Origin of the sequence: Streptomyces sp. NPDC058469 (genome assembly GCF_042721125.1) — a bacterium.
Taxonomy (GTDB): Bacteria; Actinomycetota; Actinomycetes; order Streptomycetales; family Streptomycetaceae; genus Streptomyces.
Window position 1 is genome coordinate 1 of record NZ_JBHXME010000154.1, and the last position, 25,948, is coordinate 25,948.

General features: G+C 69.1%; 23 protein-coding genes and 1 tRNA gene. 14 read left to right on the forward strand and 10 right to left on the reverse strand.

Translation table 11 applies throughout. The annotated features are described in order from the left end of the window. Positions 1-661: exo-alpha-sialidase (locus tag ACFWP5_RS41605; RefSeq protein WP_384169481.1), on the reverse strand; the 661-nt coding region annotated here is incomplete at its 3' end. A 145-nt stretch (positions 662-806) separates the two neighbouring features. On the opposite strand from ACFWP5_RS41605, the gene ACFWP5_RS41610 reads away from it, so the two are divergent. Then, on the forward strand, positions 807-1,052 hold the full coding sequence (locus ACFWP5_RS41610; protein ID WP_384169483.1) for a hypothetical protein: 246 nt from the start codon (positions 807-809) through the stop codon (positions 1,050-1,052). 19 nt (positions 1,053-1,071) lie between these two features. Next, complete coding sequence (locus ACFWP5_RS41615; RefSeq protein WP_384169485.1) at positions 1,072-1,620, forward strand: isochorismatase family protein; 549 nt, start codon at positions 1,072-1,074, stop codon at positions 1,618-1,620. A 17-nt stretch (positions 1,621-1,637) separates the two neighbouring features. Here ACFWP5_RS41615 and ACFWP5_RS41620 read toward each other — a convergent pair whose 3' ends face one another. After that, a complete protein-coding gene (locus ACFWP5_RS41620) occupies positions 1,638-2,357 on the reverse strand; it encodes an SDR family oxidoreductase (RefSeq protein WP_384169488.1) in 720 nt (239 codons plus the stop codon). Between the two features lie 138 nt (positions 2,358-2,495). Here ACFWP5_RS41620 and ACFWP5_RS41625 point away from each other — a divergent pair, with 138 nt between their 5' ends. Next, positions 2,496-3,314 (forward strand): LysR family transcriptional regulator, encoded by an 819-nt coding sequence (locus ACFWP5_RS41625; RefSeq protein WP_384169491.1) that lies wholly within the window; start codon positions 2,496-2,498, stop codon positions 3,312-3,314. A 115-nt stretch (positions 3,315-3,429) separates the two neighbouring features. Here the strand turns inward: ACFWP5_RS41625 and fdhD are convergent, their stop codons facing one another. Beyond that, on the reverse strand, positions 3,430-4,278 hold the full coding sequence (gene fdhD, locus ACFWP5_RS41630; RefSeq protein ID WP_384169493.1) for a formate dehydrogenase accessory sulfurtransferase FdhD: 849 nt from the start codon (positions 4,276-4,278) through the stop codon (positions 3,430-3,432). Positions 4,279-4,488: 210 nt separating this feature from the next. Then, a complete protein-coding gene (locus tag ACFWP5_RS41635) occupies positions 4,489-5,460 on the reverse strand; it encodes a 2-dehydropantoate 2-reductase (RefSeq protein ID WP_384169495.1) in 972 nt (323 codons plus the stop codon). Between the two features lie 204 nt (positions 5,461-5,664). On the opposite strand from ACFWP5_RS41635, the gene ACFWP5_RS41640 reads away from it, so the two are divergent. From ACFWP5_RS41640 to ACFWP5_RS41660, 5 genes are all read left to right on the forward strand, one after another. Next, positions 5,665-6,186 carry an ATP-binding protein gene (locus ACFWP5_RS41640; protein WP_384169497.1) on the forward strand — a complete coding sequence of 174 codons (522 nt, stop codon included), beginning with the start codon at positions 5,665-5,667 and terminating at the stop codon, positions 6,184-6,186. A 132-nt stretch (positions 6,187-6,318) separates the two neighbouring features. Continuing rightward, complete coding sequence (locus ACFWP5_RS41645; RefSeq protein WP_384169499.1) at positions 6,319-7,650, forward strand: OFA family MFS transporter; 1,332 nt, start codon at positions 6,319-6,321, stop codon at positions 7,648-7,650. Further along, entirely contained in the window at positions 7,619-7,753 is a 135-nt protein-coding gene (locus ACFWP5_RS41650; RefSeq protein WP_019065011.1) for a hypothetical protein, read from the forward strand. Before ACFWP5_RS41645 ends, ACFWP5_RS41650 begins: the two co-directional genes overlap by 32 nt. A 148-nt stretch (positions 7,754-7,901) precedes the next feature. Beyond that, complete coding sequence (locus tag ACFWP5_RS41655) at positions 7,902-8,840, forward strand: beta-ketoacyl-ACP synthase III (protein WP_384169501.1); 939 nt, start codon at positions 7,902-7,904, stop codon at positions 8,838-8,840. A 171-nt stretch (positions 8,841-9,011) separates the two neighbouring features. Further along, positions 9,012-9,689 carry a GntR family transcriptional regulator gene (locus tag ACFWP5_RS41660; protein ID WP_384169503.1) on the forward strand — a complete coding sequence of 226 codons (678 nt, stop codon included), beginning with the start codon at positions 9,012-9,014 and terminating at the stop codon, positions 9,687-9,689. A gap of 101 nt (positions 9,690-9,790) precedes the next feature. Here the strand turns inward: ACFWP5_RS41660 and ACFWP5_RS41665 are convergent, their stop codons facing one another. The 5 genes from ACFWP5_RS41665 to ACFWP5_RS41685 all read right to left on the reverse strand — a co-directional run bounded on the left by ACFWP5_RS41665 (position 9,791) and on the right by ACFWP5_RS41685 (position 17,773). Then, on the reverse strand, positions 9,791-11,188 hold the full coding sequence (locus tag ACFWP5_RS41665) for an OFA family MFS transporter (RefSeq protein ID WP_384169505.1): 1,398 nt from the start codon (positions 11,186-11,188) through the stop codon (positions 9,791-9,793). 1 nt (position 11,189) lies between these two features. After that, complete coding sequence (locus tag ACFWP5_RS41670; protein ID WP_384169507.1) at positions 11,190-12,578, reverse strand: OFA family MFS transporter; 1,389 nt, start codon at positions 12,576-12,578, stop codon at positions 11,190-11,192. 119 nt (positions 12,579-12,697) lie between these two features. Then, positions 12,698-14,842 carry an acetate--CoA ligase family protein gene (locus tag ACFWP5_RS41675; protein WP_384169509.1) on the reverse strand — a complete coding sequence of 715 codons (2,145 nt, stop codon included), beginning with the start codon at positions 14,840-14,842 and terminating at the stop codon, positions 12,698-12,700. Between the two features lie 4 nt (positions 14,843-14,846). Beyond that, entirely contained in the window at positions 14,847-16,079 is a 1,233-nt protein-coding gene (gene frc, locus ACFWP5_RS41680) for a formyl-CoA transferase (protein ID WP_384169511.1), read from the reverse strand. An 11-nt stretch (positions 16,080-16,090) separates the two neighbouring features. Next, entirely contained in the window at positions 16,091-17,773 is a 1,683-nt protein-coding gene (locus tag ACFWP5_RS41685) for a thiamine pyrophosphate-binding protein (RefSeq protein ID WP_384169513.1), read from the reverse strand. Between the two features lie 144 nt (positions 17,774-17,917). Here ACFWP5_RS41685 and sucC point away from each other — a divergent pair, with 144 nt between their 5' ends. From sucC to ACFWP5_RS41700, 3 genes are all read left to right on the forward strand, one after another. Beyond that, positions 17,918-19,048 carry an ADP-forming succinate--CoA ligase subunit beta gene (sucC, locus tag ACFWP5_RS41690; protein ID WP_384169515.1) on the forward strand — a complete coding sequence of 377 codons (1,131 nt, stop codon included), beginning with the start codon at positions 17,918-17,920 and terminating at the stop codon, positions 19,046-19,048. A gap of 11 nt (positions 19,049-19,059) precedes the next feature. After that, the gene (gene sucD, locus ACFWP5_RS41695; RefSeq protein WP_384169517.1) at positions 19,060-19,941 is read left to right on the forward strand and encodes a succinate--CoA ligase subunit alpha; all 882 of its coding nucleotides are present in this window, start codon (positions 19,060-19,062) and stop codon (positions 19,939-19,941) included. A gap of 166 nt (positions 19,942-20,107) precedes the next feature. Beyond that, on the forward strand, positions 20,108-21,700 hold the full coding sequence (locus ACFWP5_RS41700; RefSeq protein WP_384169519.1) for an aldehyde dehydrogenase family protein: 1,593 nt from the start codon (positions 20,108-20,110) through the stop codon (positions 21,698-21,700). Between the two features lie 15 nt (positions 21,701-21,715). On the opposite strand, the gene ACFWP5_RS41705 is transcribed toward ACFWP5_RS41700, so the two are convergent. Continuing rightward, complete coding sequence (locus ACFWP5_RS41705; RefSeq protein ID WP_384169521.1) at positions 21,716-22,678, reverse strand: LLM class flavin-dependent oxidoreductase; 963 nt, start codon at positions 22,676-22,678, stop codon at positions 21,716-21,718. 72 nt (positions 22,679-22,750) lie between these two features. On the opposite strand from ACFWP5_RS41705, the gene ACFWP5_RS41710 reads away from it, so the two are divergent. The 3 genes from ACFWP5_RS41710 (at position 22,751) to ACFWP5_RS41720 (ending at position 25,626) form a co-directional block, all read left to right on the forward strand. Next, the gene (locus tag ACFWP5_RS41710) at positions 22,751-23,194 is read left to right on the forward strand and encodes a MarR family winged helix-turn-helix transcriptional regulator (protein WP_384169523.1); all 444 of its coding nucleotides are present in this window, start codon (positions 22,751-22,753) and stop codon (positions 23,192-23,194) included. Positions 23,195-23,378: 184 nt separating this feature from the next. Then, positions 23,379-23,463 (forward strand) — tRNA-Leu (locus ACFWP5_RS41715). A 366-nt stretch (positions 23,464-23,829) separates the two neighbouring features. Further along, positions 23,830-25,626: a coagulation factor 5/8 type domain-containing protein gene (locus tag ACFWP5_RS41720; protein ID WP_384169525.1), complete on the forward strand. Its 1,797-nt coding sequence runs from the start codon at positions 23,830-23,832 to the stop codon at positions 25,624-25,626. The last annotated feature ends 322 nt before the right edge of the window (positions 25,627-25,948 follow it).

Consider the following 25,948-nt stretch of genomic DNA (forward strand, 5'->3'; position numbering starts at 1 on the left):
CGCTTCGCTCGCCGTCCCAGGTCTCGGTGTTGACGCCGAACACCAGCCGGCCCCTGTGCCTGCCCCGGGTGAGCTGGATGCCGTGCGCGGGGCCGGTGGCGTACCAGGAGTTCCAGTTCGGGGGCAGGATCTCGTCGCTCAGGTCACGCGGCTGCGACCACGTGAGACCGTCGTCGTCGCTGTACTGCAGGTGCGGGGTGCGGTCGCAGGGGACCGAGCAACCGGCGCTGTCCGTACGGCCCGTGTTGTACGTCTCGGCGAGCAGGATGCGGCCCGTCTCCCGGTCCACGATGGGCGCCGGGTTGCCGTGCGTGTCGCCGCCGCCGTGGTTGACGACCCGCAACGGACTCCAGGTGAGGCCGTCGTCCGTGGAGCGCTTGACGACGATGTCGATGTCGGCGGCGTCACCGCAGTTGAGGACCCGGCCCTCGGCGAACGCGAGCAGTGTGCCGTCCTTGGTCTTCACGACGGCCGGGATCCGGAAGCAGGCGTAGCCCGCGTCCTGGGGAGCCTTGAAGAGGACCTGTTGGCCGAACTCGGGGGCGGGGGCGGTGGATTGGGCGGTGGCGGCGTGCGCGGGGCTCGGGAGCGTGAGCAGCGCGGCCAGGGTGAGTGCGGCGGTGAGGGTGGATCTCAGACGTGCGTGAAGACTCGACGGCATGGTGCTACCTGCCCTTCATTCGTCTGGACATCCGGACATCCCACGTCCAACGGGCGCGTCACAGACGTTAGTTGGAGCCTCCGGCGCCTCACAAGAAGCGTGCAGTGCCCGTCGCCCCATAACTTCGCCATGAGGGACGGGGGGGGTGAGTGATCGTCAGGTGGGGTGGTGCCGATCAGGGGCGCAGCACGACCTTGCCGAGATCGCTCCGCGACTCGATCACCCGGTGCGCCCCGGCCGGGCCCTCGTCGCCGACGCCCTGCCGGCCGAAGGACTGAAGCTGTGGCACCACGTGGTGCTCTCCGGCGTCCGCGACCTCGCCCCGCTGTCGGCGGCCGAACGCGACCAGTTCATGGGCCTGTTGATCCGGATCTCCGGTACGGACGGCTGACGGGGGCTAACGTTCCGTCATGACCCCACCGCAGACTCCCGAACCCCGGCCGGCCCTCGACCCCGAGCGCACCGCCCTGGTCCTCGTCGACCTGATGGACCGCATCGTCGCGCTGCCGCTCGAACCGTACAAGGGAACCGAAGTCCTCGCCGTGGCCGAGGAGTTGACCGCCGTGTTCCGCTCCGCCGGTGCGCTCGTCGTGCTGATCCGGGTCGAGCGTCCCGGCATCGCCGAGCAGCCCGCCGGCAGCGGACTCGCCGCCGGACTGTTCCGGGAAGGGGACCTGGAGATCGTGAAGCGGACGATCGGCGGCTTCCAGGGCACGGGACTTGACGAGCGGCTGCGTGAACGGGGCGTCACCACCCTGGTGTTCGGCGGGATCGCCACCAACCTCGGCGTGGAGTCCACGGCCCGCGCCGCCGGCGACCTCGGCCACCAACTCGTCTTCGTCGAGGACGCCATGAGCGCACTCACCGCGGCCGAGCACCAGGCATCGGTCAAACTCGACTTCCCGCGACTGGGCTCGGTGGTGACGGCGGCGGAGGTGCGCTTCACGCGCGGCGGTTGAGACGGGCGGCCGGGCGGTCAGACGAGGACCCCGCCGCCGTCCACGACCACCGTCGAACCGGTGCTGTAGCCGCCGCGCATCAGGTACAGATACGCCTCGGCGAGGTCCTCCGGCTCGCCCACCCGGCCGACCGGCAGCGACCCGGCGACGGACTCGAACAGTCCGTCCCGGTGCTCGTCGTCCAACTCCCGCCACAGCTCGGTGCGGACCACACCGGGCGCGACCACGTTGACCCGCAGCGGGGCCAGTTCCAGGGCCAGTGCACGGGTCAGTGACTCCATCGCCCCGCACAGGGCGGCGGCGACGGTCGTGCCCGGCAGCGGCCTGCGCCCGGCGGTGCCCGTGGTCAGGACCACGGAACCGCCCTCGCGGATCGACGGGGCGCCGTACTTCACCGCCGTGTAGGCGCCCCACAGCCGGGTGTCCAGGAAGGCGCGGGCCCGCCCCAGGTCGGACTCCGTGAGGCTCTCCATCAGCAGTGCCTCACCCGCCGTGTAGACCAGGTGGTCGTAGCCGCCGAGCCCCGCGAAGAAGCCCCGCACCGCCTCCTCGTCGCTCGCGTCGAGCACCCGCCCCTCTGCGTCCTCCGGGAGCCGCTTCAGTGCCGCGTCCACGCTTTCCTGCCGGCGTGAGGCGACCACCACCCGGGCGCCCTCCCGTGCGGCCGCCTCCGCGACCGCGAACCCGATGCCCGCCGTACCGCCGATGACGACGATCCGCTGTCCTCGCAGTCCCATGTCCTGCCCCTTTCGGGTTGTGCGCGTTGCTGTGACGTCATCCAGCCTGCGGCCGTGGTCGCCCCGCCGTCCAAGACCTCTTTCGGCGGTGGCGATACCCTGAAGGCATCGCCGACGGCGTACGGAAGGGCGGCACCCATGGACCTCGACCTGCGCAAGGTCCGCTACTTCGTGGCGGTGGCCGAGCTGCTGCACTTCGGACGCGCGGCCGAGCAGTTGCACATCGCGCAGCCGGTGCTGAGCCGTCAGATCCGGGCCCTGGAAAAGGACTTGGACGCCACGCTCTTCGAACGCGACAGCCACGGGGTGACCTTGACGGCGGCCGGTCGCCAACTCCTCGACGACGGACGTGCGTTGCTCGCCTCGGCGAACGCGACACGTCATAGGGTGCAACGGTCCGCGCGGGGTCCGCACCGGCTCGTCGTCGGCTTCCGCGCGGGCGTCGTGATCACCCACACGCTGCGGGCGTACGGCGCCGCCCACCCCGACGTCGAGGTCAAGGCCCGCCGGGTCGAATGGGACGACCAGGAGCAGCTGATCCTCGACGGCACCGTCGACCTCGCCTATCTGCGCCGCCCGATCCGCGAGCAGGGCCTCACGCTGCTGCCGCTGTTCACCGAGACCCGGGTGGCGATGCTGCCCGCCGACCACCGCCTCGCCGGCAAGCAGGACCTGGTGTCGGCCGACCTCGCCGGCGAGACCTGGCTGCGGTACGCCGACCCCGGTCCGGACGACGTGCCGATCCGCAGCATCGAGGAGAAGTTCGAGGCCGTGGCCTCCGGCGCGGGCATCACCCTCGTCCCCGTCTCCGTCGCCGAGCAGTACTCCCGCCCCGACATCACCTACGTACCCGTCACCGACGCCGAACCCGACGAGGTGATCCTGGCCTGGGAGGCGGCCCGCCGCTCACCCCTGATCACGGCGTTCGTGGAGACCGCGCAGACCGCGCGGAGCTGAGGGGACAGGTCGGTCCGCCCGTGAGGGGGAGGGTGAGGCTGAGGCGGGGCCCCTGCGGCGCAGGGGGCGCTCCCCGCCGGTCGGGGCCCCGCCGCCGTGACGCGGGGCGGGGATCTCAGCCCTGGGCGGCCGCGGCCTGGAGGGCGATGCGGTCCTCGCCCGCGTACACGTTCATGTTGCTGCCCCGCAGGAAGCCCACCAGGGTCAGACCCGTCTCCACCGCCAGGTCCACGGCGAGCGACGAGGGCGCCGACACCGCCGCCAGCACCGGGATGCCCGCCATCACGGCCTTCTGCGCCAGTTCGAAGGAGGCCCGGCCCGACACCAGCAGGATCACCCGGGACAGCGGCAGGTCCCCGTTCTGCAGGGCACGGCCGACCAGCTTGTCGACCGCATTGTGCCGGCCCACGTCCTCCCGTATGTCCAGCAGCTCGCCCTCCTCGCTGAACAGGGCCGCCGCGTGCAGACCCCCGGTCCGGTCGAAGACCCGCTGGCCCGCGCGCAGCCGGTCGGGGAGGCTCGCGAGCAGCGAGGGCTCGACACGGACCGGGGGAGTGTCGGCGATGGGCCAGCGCGCCGTCGTACGCACCGCGTCGAGGCTCGCCTTGCCGCACAGACCGCACGAGGACGTCGTATACACGTTGCGCTCCAACGTGATGTCCGGAATCACCACATCCGGAGCGGTCCGTACGTCCACCACGTTGTACGAGTTCGAACCGTCTACGGTCGCCCCCGCGCAGTACACGATGTTCTGCAGATCGTATGCGTTGGCCAGTACACCTTCGCTGACCAGGAACCCGGCCGCGAGCGCGAAGTCGTCGCCGGGGGTGCGCATGGTGATCGCGAGCGGTTTGCCGTTGAGCCGGATCTCCAGGGGTTCCTCGGCGACGAGCGTGTCCGGGCGGCTGGTGACCGCGCCGTCCCGGATCCGGATCACCTTGCGTCGTTCCGTGACTCGTCCCATGCCCTGATCAGCCCCGGTTCTGTGCGTGCTGGTGGCCAAACGGCCCTTGCTGCGGAGGGTGCCGTGGGCCACCGGGCCGTCGTGCGGCGAGGTGACCTTCCCGATCCCATTGTCCTGCACGCGCGGAGTGAGCTCGCGGCCCGCTCCGCGGTACGCGCACACCGTGATATGCGCACACCGCGGTCGTCCCCTCCCGTTCCGTTCGCGATCTCACGCGGCACTTCTCAGCGCGAGCAGGTCCGAGATGGCGTGCACGGTGCGCAGGGTGGGCACCTCCACGCCGGTGATCTCCGCCAACTCGACCACGGCCGCGAGGAGTACGTCGAGTTCGAGCGGCTTGCCGCGCTCCAGGTCCTGGAGCGTCGAGGTGCGGTGGTCGCCGACGCGTTCCGCGCCCGCGAGCCGCCGTTCGATGGAGACACCGACCTCGCAGCCCAGTGCCTCGGCGACGGAGAGCGTTTCGGTCATCATGATCTCGATGACCTTGCGGGTGCCGCCGTGCAGGCACATCTGCCGCATGGTGGCGCGGGCGAGCGCGCTGATCGGGTTGAAGGAGATGTTGCCGAGCAGCTTGAGCCAGATGTCGTTGCGCAGCTCCGGCTCGACCGGGCACTTCAGCCCGCCCGCCTGCATGGCCTCGCTCAGCGCCAGACAGCGCGCCGAGACGCTCCGGTCGGGCTCGCCGATGGAGAACCGGGTGCCTTCGAGATGGCGGACAACTCCCGGTCCCGCCAGCTCGGTTGCCGCGTAGACGACACAGCCGACGGCCCGTTCGGGCGCGAGCACCGCACTGACCGCGCCGTCCGGATCCACACTCTCGATGCGCTGCCCGTCGTAGGGGCCGCCGTGCGCGTGGAAATACCACCAGGGGATGCCGTTCTGGGCGGCCACGACCGCCGTGGTCTCGTGCAGCAGGGGCTCGATCAGCGGCCCGCACGCCGCGTACGAGTTGGCCTTCAGGCCGAGGAGGACGAAGTCGACCGGGCCGATCTCGGCCGGGTCGTCGGTGGCATGGGCGCGGGCGGTGAAGTCGCCGCGCGGGCTGAGGACTTGGACGCCGTGCTGCCTCATGGCCGCGAGATGCGGTCCACGGGCGACGAGATGCACATCGGCGCCCGCACGGTGGAGCGCGGCGCCGACATAGGCGCCGATCGCACCGGCGCCGAGGACTGCGACTCTCACTGGAGACTCTCCGTTCGGTCGAGGGAGTACCGCGGAGGTGGTTTCCGCCCGGACAGCGCCGGGCGGAGTTGAACGGTGTTGAACAGTGTCGACGAAATATTGTCTACAGTATGGAGAGTGGCCCAGCAAGGGTTCGGACAGGGGCAGTGCGCTGTGCCCCGGATCCCCTGATCCCGCGGTCCGAGCCGCGCTAGCGTCGAGCCCGTGATCGTATGGCTCAACGGCACCCACGGCGCGGGCAAGACGACGACCGGTCCGCTCGTGCAGCAACTGATCCCGGATTCACGGGTGTTCGACGCCGAGAAGGTCGGCGAGACGCTCATGGACATCGCACCGGGGCTGCCCGCGACGGACAACTTCCAGCACTGGCCGCCATGGCGGCCGCTCGTCGTCGAGACCGCCCGCCGCGTGCTCGACTACACCGGCGGCACCCTGGTGATGCCCATGACGGTCCTGGTCGAGCGGTACTGGCGCGAGATCAGCACGGGCCTCGCCCAACACGCCATTCCGGTACGGCACTTCGTCCTCCACGCCGACCAGGACACCCTCCGCGGGCGCATCGAGGGGGACACCGTCATGGGTCCCTCCGCCTTCCGTCTCGCCTACCTGGAGCCCTACGCCGAGGCGGCCCGCACCTGGCTGCACCGTGAGGCCGAGGTCGTCGACACCACGCACCTCACCCCCGCCCAGGCCGCCCGGCGGATCGCCGAGTCCGTCCAGAACTGAGGCCCGCCCCTCTCACCACAACAGGCGGAGCGACTCGGCGGCGACCGTTCGGCGCACTCTGCATACCGCTCATCGCATACGGTCGACGCGCCGCCTTCTCAACTCCCTTGCCACTCCCTACCGTCCGGGATCATGAGTCCCCCAGTCGCACCCCCGGCGTGGAGCCGCTGGCTGGTTCCGCCCGCCGCCCTCTCGGTACACCTCTCCATCGGCCAGGCCTACGCCTGGAGCGTCTTCAAGCCGCCGCTCGAATCCTCACTGAACCTCAGCGGCACGCAGAGCGCGCTGCCCTTCCAGCTCGCGATCGTCATGCTCGGTCTGTCGGCCGCGTTCGGCGGCACCCTCGTCGAACGCAACGGACCGCGCTGGGCGATGACCGTCGCCCTGATCTGCTTCTCCTCCGGCTTCCTGATCTCCGCGCTGGGCGCGGAGACGAAACAGTTCTGGCTGATCGTCCTCGGCTACGGCTTCGTCGGCGGGATCGGCCTCGGCATCGGCTACATCTCACCGGTCTCGACCCTGATCAAGTGGTTCCCGGACCGGCCCGGCATGGCCACCGGCATAGCCATCATGGGCTTCGGCGGCGGCGCGCTCATCGCCTCCCCGTGGACGGCCCAGATGCTGAAGTCGTTCGGCTCCGACAACACCGGAATCGCCCAGTCGTTCCTTGTACTCGGTCTTTCGTATGCGGTCTTCATGACACTCGGCGTGCTGCTCGTCCGGGTGCCGCGCACGGAGAAGCCTGTCGAGAACGCGCCCAGCGTCCTCGCCGGCGTGCAGGTCTCCGCCAACAGCGCCGTACGCACCCCGCAGTTCTGGTGCCTGTGGGTCGTCCTGTGCATGAACGTGACCGCGGGCATCGGCATCCTGGAGAAGGCCGCCCCGATGATCACGGACTTCTTCGCGGACACCTCCACACCGGTCTCGGTGTCGGCCGCGGCCGGTTTCGTCGCCCTGCTCTCGGCGGCCAACATGGCGGGCCGTATCGGCTGGTCCTCGACCTCCGACCTGATCGGCCGCAAGAACATCTACCGCCTCTACCTCGGCGTCGGAGCGGTCATGTACGCGCTCATCGCGCTGTTCGGCGACTCCTCGAAACCGCTGTTCATCCTGTGCGCCCTGGTGATCCTCTCCTTCTACGGCGGCGGCTTCGCGACCGTGCCCGCCTACCTGAAGGACCTCTTCGGGACCTACCAGGTCGGCGCGATCCACGGCCGGCTGCTCACCGCCTGGTCCCTGGCCGGTGTCCTCGGACCGCTGATCGTGAACTGGATCGCCGACCACCAGAAGGCCGCCGGCAAACACGGCGCGTCCCTCTACGACACGTCCTTCATCATCATGATCGGGCTGCTCGTCATCGGCTTCGTCGCCAACGAACTCGTCCGGCCCGTCAACGCCCGCCACCACATCCCCGCCCCGAGGGAGGCCGACGATGTCGAACGACAGCAGTCAGAGTCCGCCTGACCGGAGGCCACTGATCGCCTTCGCCTGGCTCTGGGTGGGCGCACCACTTGTGTACGGTCTGTACGAACTCGTCCTCAAGGCGAAGCAGCTGTTCACCGGCTGAATGTTCGGGCGACACCGTCAACCCCGGGACGGATGACAGAAGCCGACAACCGGGACGGCTGTTTCCTGTGGCATCACCTGCCGCCGTACCCGCGAGTCACTGGCAAGACTGGTGGATCCCGCTACCCAAGGCAACGAGGGGACCACCCATGAACGGCACGCGGATCGCCGCCGTCGGCCACTACCAGCCCGCCAAGGTACTCACCAACGAGGATCTGGCGGGCATGGTCGACACCAGTCACGAGTGGATCACCTCCCGGGTGGGCATCAAGACCCGCCACATCGCCGGGCCCGACGAACCGGTCGACGAGCTGGCCGCGCACGCCGCCGCCAAGGCCCTCGCCGCCGCGGGCCTGACGCCCGCGGACATCGACCTGGTCCTGGTCGCCACCTCCACGGCCATCGACCGCTCCCCGAACATGGCGGCGCGCGTCTCCGCCCGGCTGGGCATCCCGTCGCCCGCCGCCATGGACGTCAACGTCGTGTGCGCCGGCTTCACCCACGCCCTGGCCACCGCCGACCACACGATCCGCGCGGGAGCGGCCGTACGGGCCCTGGTCATCGGCGCCGACAAGATGTCCGAGGTCACCGACTGGAGCGACCGTACGACCTGTGTCCTCGTCGGCGACGGAGCGGGGGCCGCCGTCGTCGAGGCCGCCGAGGAGCCCGGCATCGGACCGGTGCTGTGGGGTTCCGTGCCCGAGATGGGGCACGCGGTACGGATCGAGGGCACGCCCCCGCGGTTCGCGCAGGAGGGCCAGAGCGTCTACCGCTGGGCCACCACCCAGCTCCCGCCGATCGCCCGCAAGGCCTGCGAGAAGGCCGGCCTGACCCCCGCCGACCTCGCCGGCGTCGTCCTCCACCAGGCGAACCTGCGCATCATCGAGCCCCTCGCCGAGAAGATCGGTGCCGTCAACGCGGTCGTCGCCCGCGATGTCATCCAATCGGGCAACACCTCCGCCGCCAGCATCCCCCTCGCGTTCTCGAAGCTCGTCGAACAGGGTGCCGTCCGCACCGGCGACCCCGTCCTGCTGTTCGGGTTCGGCGGAAATCTGTCGTACGCCGGCCAGGTCGTCCGCTGCCCGTGACCTGCGCACACGCCCGGACATGGCGCCGGATGTGACGAGGTCGACTCCTGTGTTCTCTGGCTACTGTGCGCCGTAGACTGTAGACGAAAGACAATCGATACTTGGTCATACGGCCACTGTCTGCTGGCTACTGTCTGCAAAATGCCGATGTTGCCCAGGAGGGGGACCGCGATGTTGTCGCAAGGACTGCCGCAGGGGGCGGTGCCCAAGCTCGAACGTCCGGGCCCGCTGCGCGACCGCGTCTACGAGGCGCTGCTCGAACTCATCACCACGCGCGCCCTCCAGCCCGGTCAGCATCTCGTCGAGAGCGAACTCGCCGGGCACCTCGGGGTGTCCCGGCAGCCCGTGCGGGAGGCGCTGCAGCGGCTCAACACCGAGGGCTGGGTCGATCTGCGGCCCGCGCAGGGCGCGTTCGTGCACGAGCCGACGGAGGAGGAGGCCGACCAACTCCTCACCGTACGCACGCTGTTGGAGGCCGAGGCCGCCCGGCTCGCCGCCGTCAACGCGGGCAAGGCGGGCATCGCCGTCCTGGAGGAGCTGTGCGCGGAGGGCGAGCGCGCCGTCGACGCCGACGACGTGGACGCCGCCGTCGCGATGAACGCCCGCTTCCACGCGAAGATCATGGAGCTGGCCGGCAACGCCGTCCTCGCCGAACTCGCCGCGCAGGTCGACCGCCGGGTCCGCTGGTACTACACGCCGGTGGCCCGTCAGCGCGGCCTGACGTCCTGGATCGAGCACCGCACCCTGATCGACGCGATCGCGGCCCGCGACGAGCTGCGCGCCGGCCTGCTGATGCGTGAACACACCGAGCACACCCGGCGGTCGTATCACGAGCGCGCCAAGTCCTGAGGTTGTGCGGGGCTGTTGCAGCGCATGCGAGTCGGTGATGGCCCTCCCATCGGGGAGGGCCATCAGGTAGGTCCAGGTGTACGGCTGTGTCGTACGAACTGTCAGGTCGCGGGCTGTGGTTGGGGAACGGGAGCCGACTCCCTGTCTCCGCGCCCGGGTTGACGTAGCAGCATGGCGATCGCCGCCGCCACCATCGAGACGCCGCCGGCCAGTGCGTACGCGCCGTTGTAGCCCCAGGCCGCCACCACCATGGAGCCGAGGCCGCCGCCGAACAGGCCGCTGACCAGCTTGCCGCTGTACACCAGGCCGTAGTTGGTGGCGTTGAAGTTCTCGCCGAAGTAGTCCGGGGTCAGGGCGGCGAACATCGGGTAGAAGGCGCCGCCGCCGAAGCCGGAGAGGAAGGCGAAGAACAGGAACAGCCACTCGCTCTTGATGTCGCCGGCCCAGATCACGCCGAACTGGGCGAGGCCCAGGACGAGGATGACGAAGACCAGGGTGAGTTTGCGGCCCCACAGGTCGGACAGCCAGCCGACCACCGCGCGGCCGATGCCGTTGATGACGGCCATGATGCCCATCGAGGAGGCCGCCACCAGCGGGCCGAAGCCCACGTCCTTGGCGAAGTCGACCTGGAAGGAGATCCCGAAGATGGACACCCCGGCGGTCAGCACGATGGACAGCCACATCAGGGGCAGCATGCCCGTGCGGATGGCCTCCTTGGGCGTGAACTGCTTTACGGCGGGCGGGTTCTTGACGAGGCTCGTCGCGCTCTTGTCGTTGCCGCCGTAGGTCAGCGGGTCGATGTCGGCGGGCCACCAGTTCTTCGGCGGGTCCTTGAAGAAGAACGCGCACCCGAACACCACGATCAGGATGTAGCAGCCGATCAGGTCCAGGACCCGGTGGTAATTCCCGGTGTCGAAGGCGTAGTTGAAGATGAAGATGAAGGGCAGCGAGCCGTAGGCGAAGCCGCCGTTGACGAACCCGGTGCGGGCGCCCCGCCGTTCGGGGAACCACTTGCCGACCATGTTGATGCAGGTCGCGTAGACCAGACCGGCGCCGATGCCTCCGATGACGCCGAAGCCGATGATCGCCAGCCACACGTTGTCCAGGTGGGACAGTGCGAGGAAACCGATCACGCACAGCACGGAGCCGATGTACATCGCCCTGCGGGCCGACAGGATGCCCTTCTCCCGCATCCAGCCCGCCGGGAAGGCGATGCCGGCCTGGAAGAAGACCCAAATGCTCAGGATCCAGAAGGTGTTGCTCTGCGTCCAGCCGTGCGCGCTGGACAGGGTGTCCTCCGCGGAGCCGTACGCGTACTCGAAGACACTGATCGCCATCATGGCGATCCACGGCAGATAGATCATGATCTTGCGCGAGTGGCCGAGGATGTCCCGGTCGGTCTCGCCGACGCGGTAGACGCGGCCGTGGGCGTCGGTCACTTCACGGTAGGGACGGTTCGCGGCGCCGGATTCGTTCGTGGTGATGGGATCTGCGGTCATGTCACGCCATCTCCTCGCCGAGCGGGTGCGGATTGGGGACGATGCGTCGGGCGCTGGGCCTGCCCGGTGCCTTGAGGAAGAGCGCCAGCACCGCGGAGGCCAGGCCCACGGAACCGGCCAGGACGAACGCGCCGTGGTAGTCCCACTCACCGACGACGACCGCGCCCAGACCGGAGCCGACGAGCCCCGAGATCAGCTTCGAGCTGTAGACCATCCCGTAGTTGCTGGCGTTGTTGTTCTCACCGAAGTAGTCGGCCGTCATGGCCGCGAACAGCGGGAAGATCGCCCCGCCGCCGAAACCCGAGACCATGGAGCAGAACAGGAAGAACGGCATGCTGCCCATCTGGCCCGAGACCAGCACGCCGAACTGGGCCGTGCCGAGCACGAGGCACACGATGATCAGGGTGTGGCGGCGGCCGTAGCGGTCGGAGATCCAGCCGATGACACCGCGCCCGGTGCCGTTCACGATCGCTTTCAGGGACATCGCCGTGGCCACGATCCCGCCCGCGAAGCCCATGTCCTTGCCGAACGGCACCTGGAAGGCGATGCCGAAGATGTTGATGCCGGCCGTGCACAGCAGACAGAACCACATCATCCAGAGCACGGGGGTACGGGCGGCCTCCTTGGGTGTGTACTGCTTGATCGCCGGCGGGTTCTTCTCCAACGCCCGCCGGATCCTGGGGTCTTGGGTCGTGCGGAGCGGATCGACGGTCGCGGGCCACCAGTTCTTCGGCGGATCGCGGAAGAACCAGCCCGCCGAGGCCACCACCAGACACAGCCCGACGCCGACCAGGCTGAGCAGCACCTTGTAGTTGCCGAGGTCGAGTACGGAGGTGAAGAGGAACACGAACGGCACGGACCCGTAGGCGAATCCGCCGTTGACGAAGCCCGTCTTGCCGCCCTTGCGCTCCGGATACCACTTGCCGACCATGTTCACGCAGGTCGCGTACACAAGACCGGCGCCGATACCGCTGCACATGCCGAAGCCGAGGTAGGCGACGAGCACGTTCGGTGCGAAGGCGAGCGCGAGATAGCCCAGCAGTGTGCCGAGCGCGCCGATCAACATGGCCGTACGGGCCGGGAGTCTGCCGCTTTCGCGCAACTGCCCGGCAGGGAAGGCCACGGCCGCCTGGAAGAATATCCAGACGCCCATCAGCCAGAAGATGTGTCCACTGCTCCACAGATGCGCGTCGTGGAGCGTCTCCTCCGCCGACGTGAACGCGTACTCGGCGGAGCTGATGCCCATCATGCCCACCCAGGGCAGGACGACCATCCACTTGCGCGCCCGGCCCATGATGTCGACATCGGATTCACCGATGCGGTACACGCGGCCGTGACGGTCCGTCACCTCCCTGTAGGAGACGGACGTCGGGTAGTCCGTTGTTGCCATCGCTCAGTGCCCCTCGCGTCGAAAGTCTGGCCAGCGCCCCCTGTCCAATGCCTTTCGCGTGCGCACGGGTCCCGGGGGCCGGCCGACCGCACTGTCGGCCGGCCCCGCGTCGGCTCACGTCATGAACCACCGCCCAACAGCCCTGCCGCGCGCGCCCATTGGTACTTCGCGCCCAGCACGGCCACCGGCTTCTCCGTCGTGTACGGGTACGCCACGACCCCGCGCTCGTACAGGTACTGGCAGGCCTCCTCGACCTCGACGTCACCCGCGAGCGACGCCACCACCGGCTTCTCGATGCCGCGTTCCCTGAACTCGGCGACCACGCGCGCGGTGAGCTCCGCGAAGACCATCGGGGGAGTGACGATGGTGTGCCAGTAGCCGAGGACCAGCGCGTGGATGCGCGGGTCCTCCAGACCCAGCCGGATCGTCGCCTCGTACGTCGACGGCGGCTCGCCCCCGGTGATGTCGACCGGGTTGCCCGCGGCCCCGAAGGGCGGGATGAACTTGCGGAAGGACGCGTCGAGATCCGGCGGAATCTCCATCAGGGAAAGACCGTTGTCGGTCACCGCGTCGGAGAGGAGCACGCCACTGCCGCCGGCGCCCGTGATAATCACGATGTTGTCGCCCTTGGGAGTGGGCAGCACGGGCAGGCCGCGCGCGTACTCCAGCATGTCGTTGAGCCCGGGGGCCCGGATGACACCGGCCTGCTTGAGGATGTCCTCGTACACGGCGTCGTCGCCGGCCAGCGCGCCCGTGTGCGAGCCGGCGGCCTTCGCACCCGCCGCCGTGCGACCCGCCTTCAACACCACAACCGGCTTACGTGGCACGGTCTTTCGGGCCGCCTCCACGAACGCGCGGCCGTCCTTGAGGTCCTCCAGGTGCATCGCGATGCACTCGGTGTGCGGGTCCTCGCCGAACCAGGTCAGCAGGTCGTCCTCGTCCAGGTCCGACTTGTTGCCGAGCCCGACGATCGCCGACACCCCCGTCTTCGTGGTCCGCGCGAACCCCAGGATCGCCATCCCGATGCCACCGGACTGCGAGGTCAGCGCCACCCCGCCCTTCACGTCGTACGGCGTGCAGAACGTGGCGCACAGGTCGTGCCAGGTCGAGTAGTAGCCGTAGATGTTCGGCCCGAGGAGGCGGACGCCGTAGCGCTCGGCGATCGCCACGATCTCGTCCTGGAGCGCGACTTCGCCGGTCTCCGCGAACCCGGAGGGGATGAGGACGGCGTTGGGGATGTTCTTGCGACCCACCTCCTCCAGTGCCGCTGCCACGAACTTGGCGGGAATGGCGAAGACGGCCACATCCACCTCACCGGGAACGTCCGTGACACTCTTGTACGCCTTGCGGCCCAGAATGTCATCGGCCTTGGGGTTCACCGGATGGATCTCCCCGGCGAAGCCGCCGTCGACGAGGTTGCGCATCACCGAATTGCCGATCTTGCCCTGCTCGTTCGAGGCACCGATCACGGCGACCGAGTTCGGCTCCATCAACCGGCGCATGGTCGTCAGGATCTCGTCGCGTGTATACCGTCGACGGGGTACCGGCTGCGACTCGGCGAGGATCACCCGGATGTCCGCCGCGACCGCGCCCTCCGGAGTGGCGATCACCGGGTTGAGGTCCACCTCGGCGATCTCCGGGAAGTCCGCGACCAGTTGGGACACCCGGCGGATCTGCTCCGCGATCGCCCACCGGTCGACGGCCGGTGCGCCGCGCACCCCGCGCAGGATCTCCGCCGCCCGGATCGAGTCCAGCATCGACAGTGCCTCGTCCGGGCTCACGGGAGCGAGCCGGAACGTCACGTCCTTCAGCACCTCGACGAGCACTCCGCCGAGCCCGAACGCGACCACCTTCCCGAACGTCGGGTCGGTCACCGCGCCGACGATGACCTCCTGGCCCTGCGGCAGCAACTCCTGGACCTGGATGCCTTCGATGCGAGCCTGCGCGTCGTACGCCCGGGCATTGTCGATGATCTTGTGGAACGCGGCCCGTACGTCCGCCGCGCCCTCGACCCCGACGATCACTCCGCCGGCGTCGGTCTTGTGCAGGATGTCGGGGGACACGATCTTCATCACGACGGGCCCGCCGAACCGTGCCGCGTACGCCACGGCCTCGTCGACGTCCGTCGCCAACTCCTCACCCGGTACGGCGATCCCGTACGCGTCGGCGACCACCTTCCCCTCCGGCGCGGTCAGCGCGGCCCGCCCCTGGGCCCGTACGGAGTCGAGGAGTGCGCGCACCTTCAGGACCCGGTCCTCTGCCATCACGTCAGATCACCCCGTTCGACTTGAGCAGGCGCAACTCTTCGTCGCCGAGACCGAGTTCGCCGATGTAGACCTCTTCGTTGTGCTCGCCGAGCAGCGGTGAACTGGTCACGTCCACAGGGGAGTCGGAGAGCTTGAGCGGGCTGCCCACGGTGACGAACTCGCCGCGCTCGGGGTGCGGCACCGTCACGACCATCTCGTTGGCGACCAGCGAGGCGTCCTCGATGATCTCCCTGGTCGAAAGGATCGGCCCGCACGGGATGTTGTGGGCGTTGAGCCGCTCCAGCACCTCCCACTTGGGCAGCGTGGAGGACCACTCCTCGATCAGCTGGAACATCTTGGAGAGCTGCGGCAACCGGGCCTCCGGCGTCGCCCACTCGGGGTCCTCGGCCAGCTCGGGCCGGCCGATCAACTCCGTGAGCGGCTTCCAGCCGACGGGCTGCACGATGACGTACACGTAGTCGTTCGGGCCGCCCGGCGCGCACTTGACCGCCCAGCCGGGCTGGCCGCCGCCGGACGCGTTGCCCGAGCGGGGCACCTCGTCGCCGAAGTCGTCGTTCGGGTACTCGGCGAGCGGCCCGTGCGCCAGACGCTGCTGGTCGCGCAGCTTCACCCGGCACAGGTTCAGCACGGCGTGCTGCATGGCGACGTTGACCCGCTGACCGCGGCCGGTGCTCTCGCGCTGGAACAGTGCCGCCAGTATCCCGGCTACTGTATGCACTCCGGTGCCGGAGTCACCGATCTGAGCGCTCGTGGCCAGCGGTGGCCCGTCCTCGAAGCCGGTGGTCGACATCGACCCGCCCATCGCCTGCGCGACGACCTCGTACGCCTTGAAGTTGGTGTACGGGCCGTCCCCGAAGCCCTTGATGGACGCATACACGATCCGGGGATTGATCTCCTGTATGCGATCCCAGGTGAACCCCATACGGTCGACCGCGCCCGGCCCGAAGTTCTCGACCATGACGTCGGAGCGCCGGATCAGCTCGGTGAGGATCTCCTTGCCGCGCTCGGTCTTGGTGTTGAGGGTGATGCTCCGCTTGTTGCAGTTGAGCATCGTGAAGTAGAGCGAGTCGACGTCCGGGAGGTCGCGCAGCTGCTTGCGCGTGATGTCACCGGTCGGCGCCTCCAGCTTGACGACGTCGGCGCCGAGCCAGGCGAGCAGTTGGGTCGCGGAGGGGCCGGACTGGACGTGCGTCATGTCGAGGACGCGGATGCCCTCAAGTGCCCTGGCGGTCATGGCCGTTCACCTCACTTGTACATCGTCTGGTTCATGGTTCCGGGGGCGTACGCGTCCGGGTCGACCCAGACGTTGATCAGCGACGGCTTGCCCGACTCACGGGCGCGCTGGAGCGCGGGGCCGATGTCGGCGGGGTCGCGGACCTCCTCGCCGTAACCGCCCAGCATCTGGGCGAACTTGTCGTAGTGGACGTCCCCGAGGGTGTTGCCGACCCGCTCGCGTTCCAGGCCGTACTTGGCGGCCTGGCCGTAACGGATCTGGTTCATCGAGGAGTTGTTGCCGACGATTCCGACGAAGGGGAGGTCGTAGCGGACGAGGGTCTCGAAGTCCCAGCCGGTGAGGGAGAACGCGCCGTCGCCGAAGAGCGCGACGACCTCCTTGTCCGGCCGTGCCTGCTTCGCCGCGAGCACGAACGGGATGCCGACGCCGAGGGTGCCCAGCGGCCCCGGATCCATCCAGTGGCCGGGCGACTTGGGCTGCACGACCTGCCCGGAGAAGGTGACGATGTCGCCGCCGTCGCCGATGTAGATGGAGTCCTCGGTGAGGAAGTCGTTGATCTCGCTGACCAGGCGGTAGGGGTGGATCGGTGACGCGTCCGACTTCAGGCTGGGCAACCGCTTCTCGATCGCGGTCTGTTCGGCGGCGCGCAGCTCGTCGAGCCACTCCTTGCGCCGGGACGCACCGCCGTTGAGGCGTCCCGAGGCGGCCTCGGCGACCGACTTCAGCACGAGCCCCGCGTCGCCGACGATGCCGAGGTCGATGTCCCGGTTCTTGCCGACGGTGCGGTAGTCGAGGTCGATCTGCACGACGGTCGCGTCCGGCGACAGCCGTTTGCCGTAGCCCATGCGGAAGTCGAAGGGCGTGCCGACGATGACGATGACGTCGGCGTTGGAGAAGGCGTACCGGCGCGAGAGCTGGAAGTGGTGCGGGTCGCCGGGCGGGAGGGTGCCGCGCCCGGCGCCGTTCATGTACGCGGGGATGTTGAGTGTGCGGACGAGGTCAATGGCCGCCTCGGTACCACGAGTTGTCCACACCTGACTGCCCAACAGGATCGCCGGCTTCTCGGCGTGGACCAGCAGGTCGGCGAGCTTCTCGATCGCCTCGGGGTCGCCGGGTGAGCGGGTCGAGGCGCGGTACGCCCCGGGCTTCGGCACCCGCGCCTTGCCCACCGGCACCTTCGCGTCGAGGACGTCACGCGGGATCTCCAGGAAGGAGGGGCCGGGCGCGCCGTGGTAGCACTCGCGGAACGCCATCGACACCATGTCGGCGGCGCGCGCCGTGTCCGGCACGGTCGCCGCGAACTTGGTGATCGGCGTCATCATGTCGACGTGCGGGAGGTCCTGGAGGGACCCCATCTTGTGCTGGGTGAGGGCCCCTTGGCCGCCGATCAGCAGCATCGGGGACTCGGCGCGGAAGGCGTTGGCGACACCGGTGACGGCGTCGGTCGTACCGGGACCCGCGGTGACCACCGCGCACCCCGGCCTGCCGGTGATGCGTGCGTAGCCGTCCGCCGCGTGGGCTGCCACCTGTTCGTGGCGTACGTCGACGACTTCTATGCCCTCGTCGACGCAGCCGTCGTAGATGTCGATGATGTGGCCGCCGCACAGGGTGTAGATGCGGTCGACCCCCTCGGCCTTCAGGGCTTTGGCGACGAGATGACCACCGGAAATCACGTCCTGGGTGTCGTCGGGCATGGCGAAGTCCTGTCCCTTCGTAGGGGGTTGGAACTCTCTCTCGGTACATTGCATACAGTCGACGAATACTGTATGAAACTTGTTATCCCGCATCCGGTGGGTGGTGTCCAGGGGGCGTGCGGCACTTTTAAGTCAGGAGCGCGGATGGACCTGTACGAGCACCAGGCAAGGGAACTCTTCGAGGAACACGGCATCTTGGTGCCGAGGGCCGAGGTCACCACCTCGTCCAAGGAGGCACGTGAGATCGCCCGCAGGCTGGGCGGACGCGTCGTGGTGAAGGCGCAGGTCAAGACCGGTGGGCGAGGTAAAGCGGGTGGAGTGAAGCTCGCAGCGGACCCGGCCGCCGCCGAGCTGACGGCACGGCAGATCCTCGGCATGGACATCAAGGGCCACACGGTCGGCAAGGTGATGCTGGCCCAACCGGTCGACATCGAGAGCGAGTTCTACGTCTCCTACGTCCTCGACCGCGCGGCGGGCCGCTTCCTCGCGATCGCGTCCGCGGAGGGCGGTATGGAGATCGAGGAGATCGCCGCCAGCCGACCGGAGGCGGTCGCGCGTATACACATCGACCCGGCCGAGGGCGTCACCTCGGCCAAGGCGGGCGAGATCGCCGAGGCGGCCGGCCTGCCGCCGCAGACCGTAGACGTCCTCGTACGGCTGTGGGAGGTGCTGGTCCGCGAGGACGCAGTCCTCGTCGAGGTCAACCCGCTCGTGCGCACCCGGCAGGGGCAGATCCTCGCCCTCGACGGCAAGGTCACCCTCGACGACAACGCCCGTTTCCGGCAGGCGCGTTGGGGTGCCGAGGGAGCGGCGCACGACGATCCGCTGGAGGCGGCGGCCGCCGCGAAGGGGCTCAACTACGTCAAGCTCGACGGCGAGGTCGGCATCATCGGCAACGGCGCGGGCCTGGTCATGTCGACGCTCGACGTGGTCGCCGGCTGCGGCGCCCGCCCCGCCAACTTCCTCGACATCGGCGGCGGGGCGTCGGCCCAGATCATGGCCGACGGACTGTCCGTCATCCTCTCCGACCCGGCCGTGAAGTCGGTGTTCGTCAACGTCTTCGGCGGGATCACCGCGTGCGACGCGGTGGCCGACGGCATCGTACGGGCCCTGGAATCCGTGCAGTTGACCAAGCCGCTGGTCGTCCGGCTCGACGGCAACAACGCGGCCCGGGGACGGGCCATCCTCGACGGGCACGCGCATCCGCTGGTCCAGCAGGCCACCACCATGGACGGCGCCGCCCGCCGCGCCGCCGACCTCGCCAACGCACGCTAAGGAGCCGGGACATGGCGATCTACCTCACCAAGGAGAGCAAGGTCCTCGTCCAGGGCATGACCGGCGGCGAAGGCATGAAGCACACCCGCCGGATGCTCGCGGCCGGCACGAACGTCGTCGGCGGCGTCAACCCGCGCAAGGCCGGCCGTACCGTCGACTTCGACGACCGGGCCGTTCCCGTCTTCGGGTCGGTCGCCGACGGTATGCGGTCGACGGGAGCCGATGTCAGCGTCGTGTTCGTGCCGCCGGCCTTCGCGAAGGCGGCCGTGATCGAGGCCGCCGACGCGGGCATCGGCCTCGCGGTTGTCATCACCGAAGGCATCCCGGTCCACGACTCGGTCGCCTTCACGGCGTACGCCACGTCGAAGGGCACCCGGGTCATCGGCCCCAACTGCCCCGGCCTGATCACCCCCGGGCAGGCCAACGCGGGCATCATCCCCGCCGACATCACCAAGCCGGGACGCATCGGCCTGGTGTCCAAGTCGGGCACGCTCACCTACCAACTCATGTACGAACTACGGGACATCGGGTTCTCGACCTGCGTCGGCATCGGCGGAGACCCCGTCGTCGGCACGACCCACATCGACTGCCTCGCCGCGTTCCAGGACGACCCCGACACCGAACTCGTCGTCCTCATCGGGGAGATCGGCGGTGACGCGGAGGAACGCGCCGCCGCGTACATCCGCGACCACGTCAGCAAGCCGGTCGTCGGTTACATCGCCGGCTTCACCGCGCCCGAGGGCAAGACGATGGGCCACGCGGGCGCCATCGTGTCGGGCTCCTCCGGTACGGCGGCGGCCAAGAAGGAGGCGCTGGAGGCCGTAGGAGTGAAGGTCGGAAGCACGCCGACGGAGACCGCGCGGCTGGTGCTGGACCGGTTGAATCTCCCGTGAGCGGCACTGAACCTCCCGTAAGCGGCAAGTGATGTCACTCATAGTTGATGTGGCGTGACTGTTGCGCTCCTTCGAGCGCAACTAGCTTCATATGTACGACAGTTCGTATGTAGGACCGTTCCTGCCTCACCCCGCCCCGACTGTGCACCGAGAGCGGAGCAGAAGCATGGCATCAACCCTCACACCCAGTTCGACCCCCACCCCCACCCCCACCCCCACCCTTTATCCCTCGATCCTCAAGGCGGGCACGTCCTGGAGTGACGCCTGGCGGCGTTGCCTCGCCGTCGCGCCCGAGGCGTTCCAGGACGACCGTGTCCTCAACCTCTGGAACGCTGCCTGGCAGCGGGACGGCCGGGTCCTGCCCGCCACAACTCCCGTTGACGGCAGCCCCATCGCGGGCCCGCCCCGCCTCGACCGGACCACCGCCCACCAGGCCGTACGGGCCTCCCTCGACCAGCACCGGGGCTGGCGTCACGTCCCGCTCGACGAGCGGCGGGCCCGTGTCGCCGCCACGCTGGACGCCCTGACCGAGCACCGCGAACTCCTCGCGCTGCTGCTGGTCTGGGAGATCGGCAAGCCCTGGCGGCTCGCGCAGGCGGACGTGGACCGGTCCATCGACGGTGTGCGCTGGTACGTCGACGGCATCGAGCCGATGCTCGCCGGCCGCACCCCGCTGGACGGCCCGGTGTCCAACATCGCGAGCTGGAACTACCCGATGAGCGTGCTCGTCCACGCGATGTTGGTCCAGGCGCTGGCGGGGAACGCGGTCATCGCAAAGACCCCGACCGACGGCGGCGTCGCCTGCCTCACCCTGGCGGCGGCGCTCGCCGCGCGCGAGGGGATTCCCGTCACCCTCGTCAGCGGCAGCGGAGGCGAGCTGTCGGAGGCGCTGGTCCGCGCGCCCGAGATCGGCTGCGTCTCCTTCGTCGGCGGCCGCGACACCGGAGCCGCGGTGGCCACGGCCGTAGCCGACCTGGGCAAGCGGCACATACTCGAACAGGAAGGACTCAACACCTGGGGCATCTGGAACCACACGGACTGGGACACGCTCACCGCCGTCATCCCCAAGCTCTTCGACTACGGCAAGCAGCGCTGCACGGCGTATCCGCGCTTCGTCGTCCAGCGTGAGCTGTTCGACGAGTTCCTCACGGCCTACCTCCCGGCGGTCCGAACTCTCCGCGTCGGTCACCCCCTTGCGGTCCGGCACGCCCAAGACCCGTACCCGGAACTGGACTTCGGCCCGGTGATCAACGCGGCCAAGGCCAAGGAACTCCACGACCAGGTGGCCGAGGCGATCGACCGCGGCGCCGTACCGTTGCATCGGGGCAAGCTGTCCGAGGCCAACTTCCTTCCCGGGCAGGACACTTCGGCGTACGTCCGACCCGTCACGCTCCTCAACCCGCCCCCGTCGTCCCCGCTGCACCACGCGGAACCGTTCGGCCCGGTCGACACCATCGTCCTGGTCGACACGGAGGCCGAGTTGCTGGCCGCGATGAACGCGTCCAACGGCGCCCTGGTCGCCACCCTGTCCACCGACGACCGGGCGACCTACGACCGACTGGCCCCGCAGATCCGCGCGTTCAAGGTCGGCCACGGCAAGCCACGCTCCCGCGGCGACCGCGACGAACTGTTCGGCGGCTTCGGCGCGTCCTGGCGCGGCGCCTTCGTCGGCGGCGAACTCCTCATCCGCGCGGTGACACACGGCCCGGTGGGGGAGCGGCTGCCCGGCAACTTCCCGGAGTACCAGCTCATGCCGTGACCGGCGCGTACTCGTTCATGCCGTGACTGGCGGCCGGGTGGCACTCGCGTCCGTCGAGTGCCGCCCGGCGATGATCTCGTCGGCGAGCCACCGGGCCACGCCCGGCGGATAGGGGCGCGGCAGACTCAGCACGATGTGGTTCATCCCGGCGTCGACGAGTCGCCCGACCGACTCCCGCGTCGCGGCCGGATCGTCGTAGGACACCAGGACCTGGACCGAGCGCGTGATCCCGGCCGGGTCGCGACCCAGGTCGGCGCAGTGCGCGTCGAGGACGCGGGCGCGTTCGGCGACGTACTCGACGGTGTTGTGCGGCGGTCCGGGAACGTTCCAGATGTCGGCGTGCTCGGCGACCAGCCGCAGCAGCCGGGTGCCCCAACCGCCGATGAGCAGCGGGGGACCGGGCCGCTGCACGGGCTTGGGCTCGCACCGCGTGCCCCGGAGCCGGTAGTGGCGTCCGTCGAAGTCGAAGACGTCTCGGGTCCACATCCCCTTCAGGATCTCGACGGTCTCCGCGAGCCGGGCGAGGCCCTCGCCCGGCGGGACCAGCGAGAGGCCGTACGCCTCGTACTCCGCGATCGCCGGATTGGCGCCCTCGATGCCTCCGGCCCCCGGCGGCTGATGGGTGCCGCCGACTCCCAGCCCGAGCACGAGACGCCCGCCGGAGATCACGTCCACGGTGGAGGCCATCTTGCCGAGCACGGCCGGCGGACGGACGCGGTTGCTGGTGACGAGGAGCCCGAGCCGCAGCCGCTCTGTCTGCGCGGCGAGTGCGCTGAGCAGCGTCCAGCCCTCGTGTATCTGCCCGCTCTTCGGTCCGGCGACCGGCAGCAGGTGGTCCCACAGCCAGGCGTCCGCGATCTCCGGAACGGTGTCGGCCTCCAGCCAGACCCGCCGGATGTCCTCGTACGGCACATGCATGGGGGTGGTCTTGATCCCGAAGCGCACGGTGGTCATGTCTGCCCTGTCCTTGTCTGCCATGACCGTCAGCGTACTAAATCATCAGGAATGCTGACGATCAGGCGAGGGATTCAGTCGGGATACAGTCGAGGAATGGCCAACGATCAGCAGCCCACGCCCCTGGAGTCCCGGCTCGGCTACCTCCTCAAGCACGCCCAGGCCGGACTGGCCAGGACGTCGGCCGAGGCGCTGGCGCCGCACGGAGTGGACGGCCACGAGCTGGCCGTACTGGTGGTGCTCTCGGCGGGGGAGCCGTTGTCGCAGGTCGAGGCCGCCGGGCGGCTGGGGGTCGACCGGACCACGATGGTGTCGCTGATCGACGGACTGGAGGACCACGGTCTGGTGGAGCGGCGCCGCAGCCCGCAGGACCGCCGCAAGAACATCGTCGAGCTGACTCCGGAGGGCCAGGACTGCCTCCGTCAGGCAGAGAAGGCCCGCCGCGCGGCGGAGCGCCGTTTCCTCGCCCCGCTCGACGACGAAGCGGCCGCGTCACTCGTCCGGGCACTGCAGACTCTGGTGCTCGTGGAGCGGGAGTGAGTGCCGGAATCCGGCCCGTTTCCGTAGCTGATCGTTCACCCGTGGTGGCGACTTCCCGCAGGTCGTGGGCCTTCCGCGGCCGGCTCTCCCAGGGGTGGATATGCAGGTGAAAGGCGCTCCGAAAGCTTGGTATTGTTGTCCATGTCGCCGCGGGGAACACCCCCGGCCAGGCGGCAGACACCTGGTCCGGGTGGCGGAATGGCAGACGCGCTAGCTTGAGGTGCTAGTGCCCTTTAACGGGCGTGGGGGTTCAAGTCCCCCCTCGGACACACACAGTACGCACACCGGTGCTGACCGAATCTCGGTCGGCACCTTCTGCGTTTCACGGGCATACGTCAGCCGCGGTCCGAGCTGCCCGTGGACGTCGACCTTGCCGCGAGCCCGCGGTCGCACTCGACGGCACTTTCGAGCACGTCCTGAACTCGGCCCCACCGATGGTTCGGTGGCCCCCCACGGTCTGATCGGTCCCGTAAGTACCATAAAGCGGCCGTTAGTTGATGTTCAGTCAGCAACAACAAGTAGGGACTCCGGTCACAACTCTTGACGCGTGGTTCACACGGATGAAGCATGCACCGACGAGAGAGCGCTCCCACATCCCCCCACCGTTCATTTCCTGAACAGGAGAGTCGCCCCCTATGTCGTCTTCCCCAGCAGATGCCTCGTCCCTTGGTCGAACTCCCCTTGCCCGCCGGTCGGTTCTCGGCGCCATGGCCGCGGCGGCGGCCGCGCCAGGGCTGCTGGCCCTGGCGTCGCCGGCGTCCGCCGCTCCCGACCGTGCCCTGGAGCTGCCGGGAGGTGGCGATCTCGGCCCGAACGTCATCGTCTTCGACCCGTCCGCCTCCGGTATCCAGGCCAAGCTGGACGAGATATTCGCCCAGCAGGAGACGGCTCAGTTCGGCACGGGCCGCTATCAGCTGCTGTTCAAGCCGGGCACGTACAGCGGGCTCAATGCCCAACTCGGCTTCTACACCTCGATCGCAGGGCTCGGCCTGTCTCCCGACGACACCTCGATCAACGGGGACGTGACCGTCGACGCGGGCTGGTTCAACGGCAACGCCACCCAGAACTTCTGGCGTTCGGCGGAGAACCTCGCCCTCACCCCGGTCAACGGCACCAACCGCTGGGCGGTCGCGCAGGCCGCTCCGTTCCGGCGCATGCACGTCAGGGGCGGTCTCAACCTCTCGCCGGACGGCTACGGGTGGGCCAGTGGCGGCTATATCGCCGACAGCCGTATCGACGGTTCGGTCGGGCCGTACTCGCAGCAGCAGTGGTACACCCGCGACAGTTCGGTCGGCGGCTGGCTCAACGCCGTCTGGAACATGGTGTTCTCGGGCGTCGAGGGAGCCCCGGCGCAGAGCTTCCCGAGCCCGCCGTACACCACGCTCGACACGACACCCGTCTCCCGCGAGAAGCCCTTCCTCTATCTCGACGGGAGCGACTACAAGGTCTTCCTGCCCGAACTGCGCACCAACGCGCGCGGCACGACATGGGGCAGCGGCACGCCCAGGGGCACCTCGGTTCCGCTGACCCAGTTCTACGTCGCCCAGCCCGGCGCGACCGCGGCCACCCTCAACGCGGCCCTCGCCCAGGGCCTCCATCTCCTCCTCACGCCCGGCATCTACCACCTCGACCAGCCGATCCAGGTCAACAGCGCCAACTCCGTGGTCCTCGGGCTCGGTTACGCCACCCTGATCCCCGACAACGGAGTCTCGGCCCTGACCGTCGCCGACGTCGACGGCGTGCGGCTTGCCGGATTCCTCATCGACGCCGGCACCGTCAACTCCTCCACTCTGCTCGAAGTCGGCCCCACGGGAGCGTCGGCGGACCACTCGGCCAACCCGACCACCGTCCAGGACGTGTTCGTCCGGATCGGCGGCGCGGGCGCCGGCAAGGCCACCACCAGCATGGTGATCAACAGTCGCGACACCATCGTCGACCACACCTGGGTCTGGCGCGCCGACCACGGCGACGGCGTCGGCTGGGACACCAACCGCGCCGACTACGGCATCGTCGTCAACGGCGACAACGTCCTGGCCACGGGCCTGTTCGTCGAGCACTTCAACAAATACGACGTGCAGTGGAACGGCGAGGGCGGCCGCACGATCTTCTTCCAGAACGAGAAGGCGTACGACGCCCCGAACCAGGCCGCGATCCAGAACGGCGACATCAAGGGGTACGCGGCCTACAAAGTCGCCGACTCCGTGGTCACGCACGAGGCGTGGGGGCTGGGCAGCTACTGCTACTTCAACGTCGATCCGACGATCGTCCAGCACAACGGATTCGCCGTTCCGAACACCCCGGGCGTGAAGTTCCACGACGTGATGGTCATCTCGCTCGGCGGCCAGGGGCAGTACGAGCACGTCATCAACGAGACGGGCTCGCCGACCTCGGGGACGGACACGGTGCCCTCCACGGTGACCTCGTATCCCTAGACCGGACTGCCTCACGTCCTGAACTCCGTTGTGAGGGGCGGGTGTCGCGCGAGGGCTGGACACCCGTCCCGAGGGGTGCTGTCATCCCTCCGTACCGCACTTTCCGCCGCCGGAAAGGCAGTTGGCACAGCACCCGCCCATCCGGCGGGCCGCCCCGCGCAGCGGGCCGTCCGCCGCGCCCGGTTCTGTCGGCACGAAGCACGCGTTCTCCGTGACACCCCGTCAGCATGGCCTGCTGACAACGATGTCGAACTCTCGTTGCCCATCGAAGGAGCCCCCCGTGCCCCACCCCGAAGACGACGACCGCCCTCCCTTCACCACC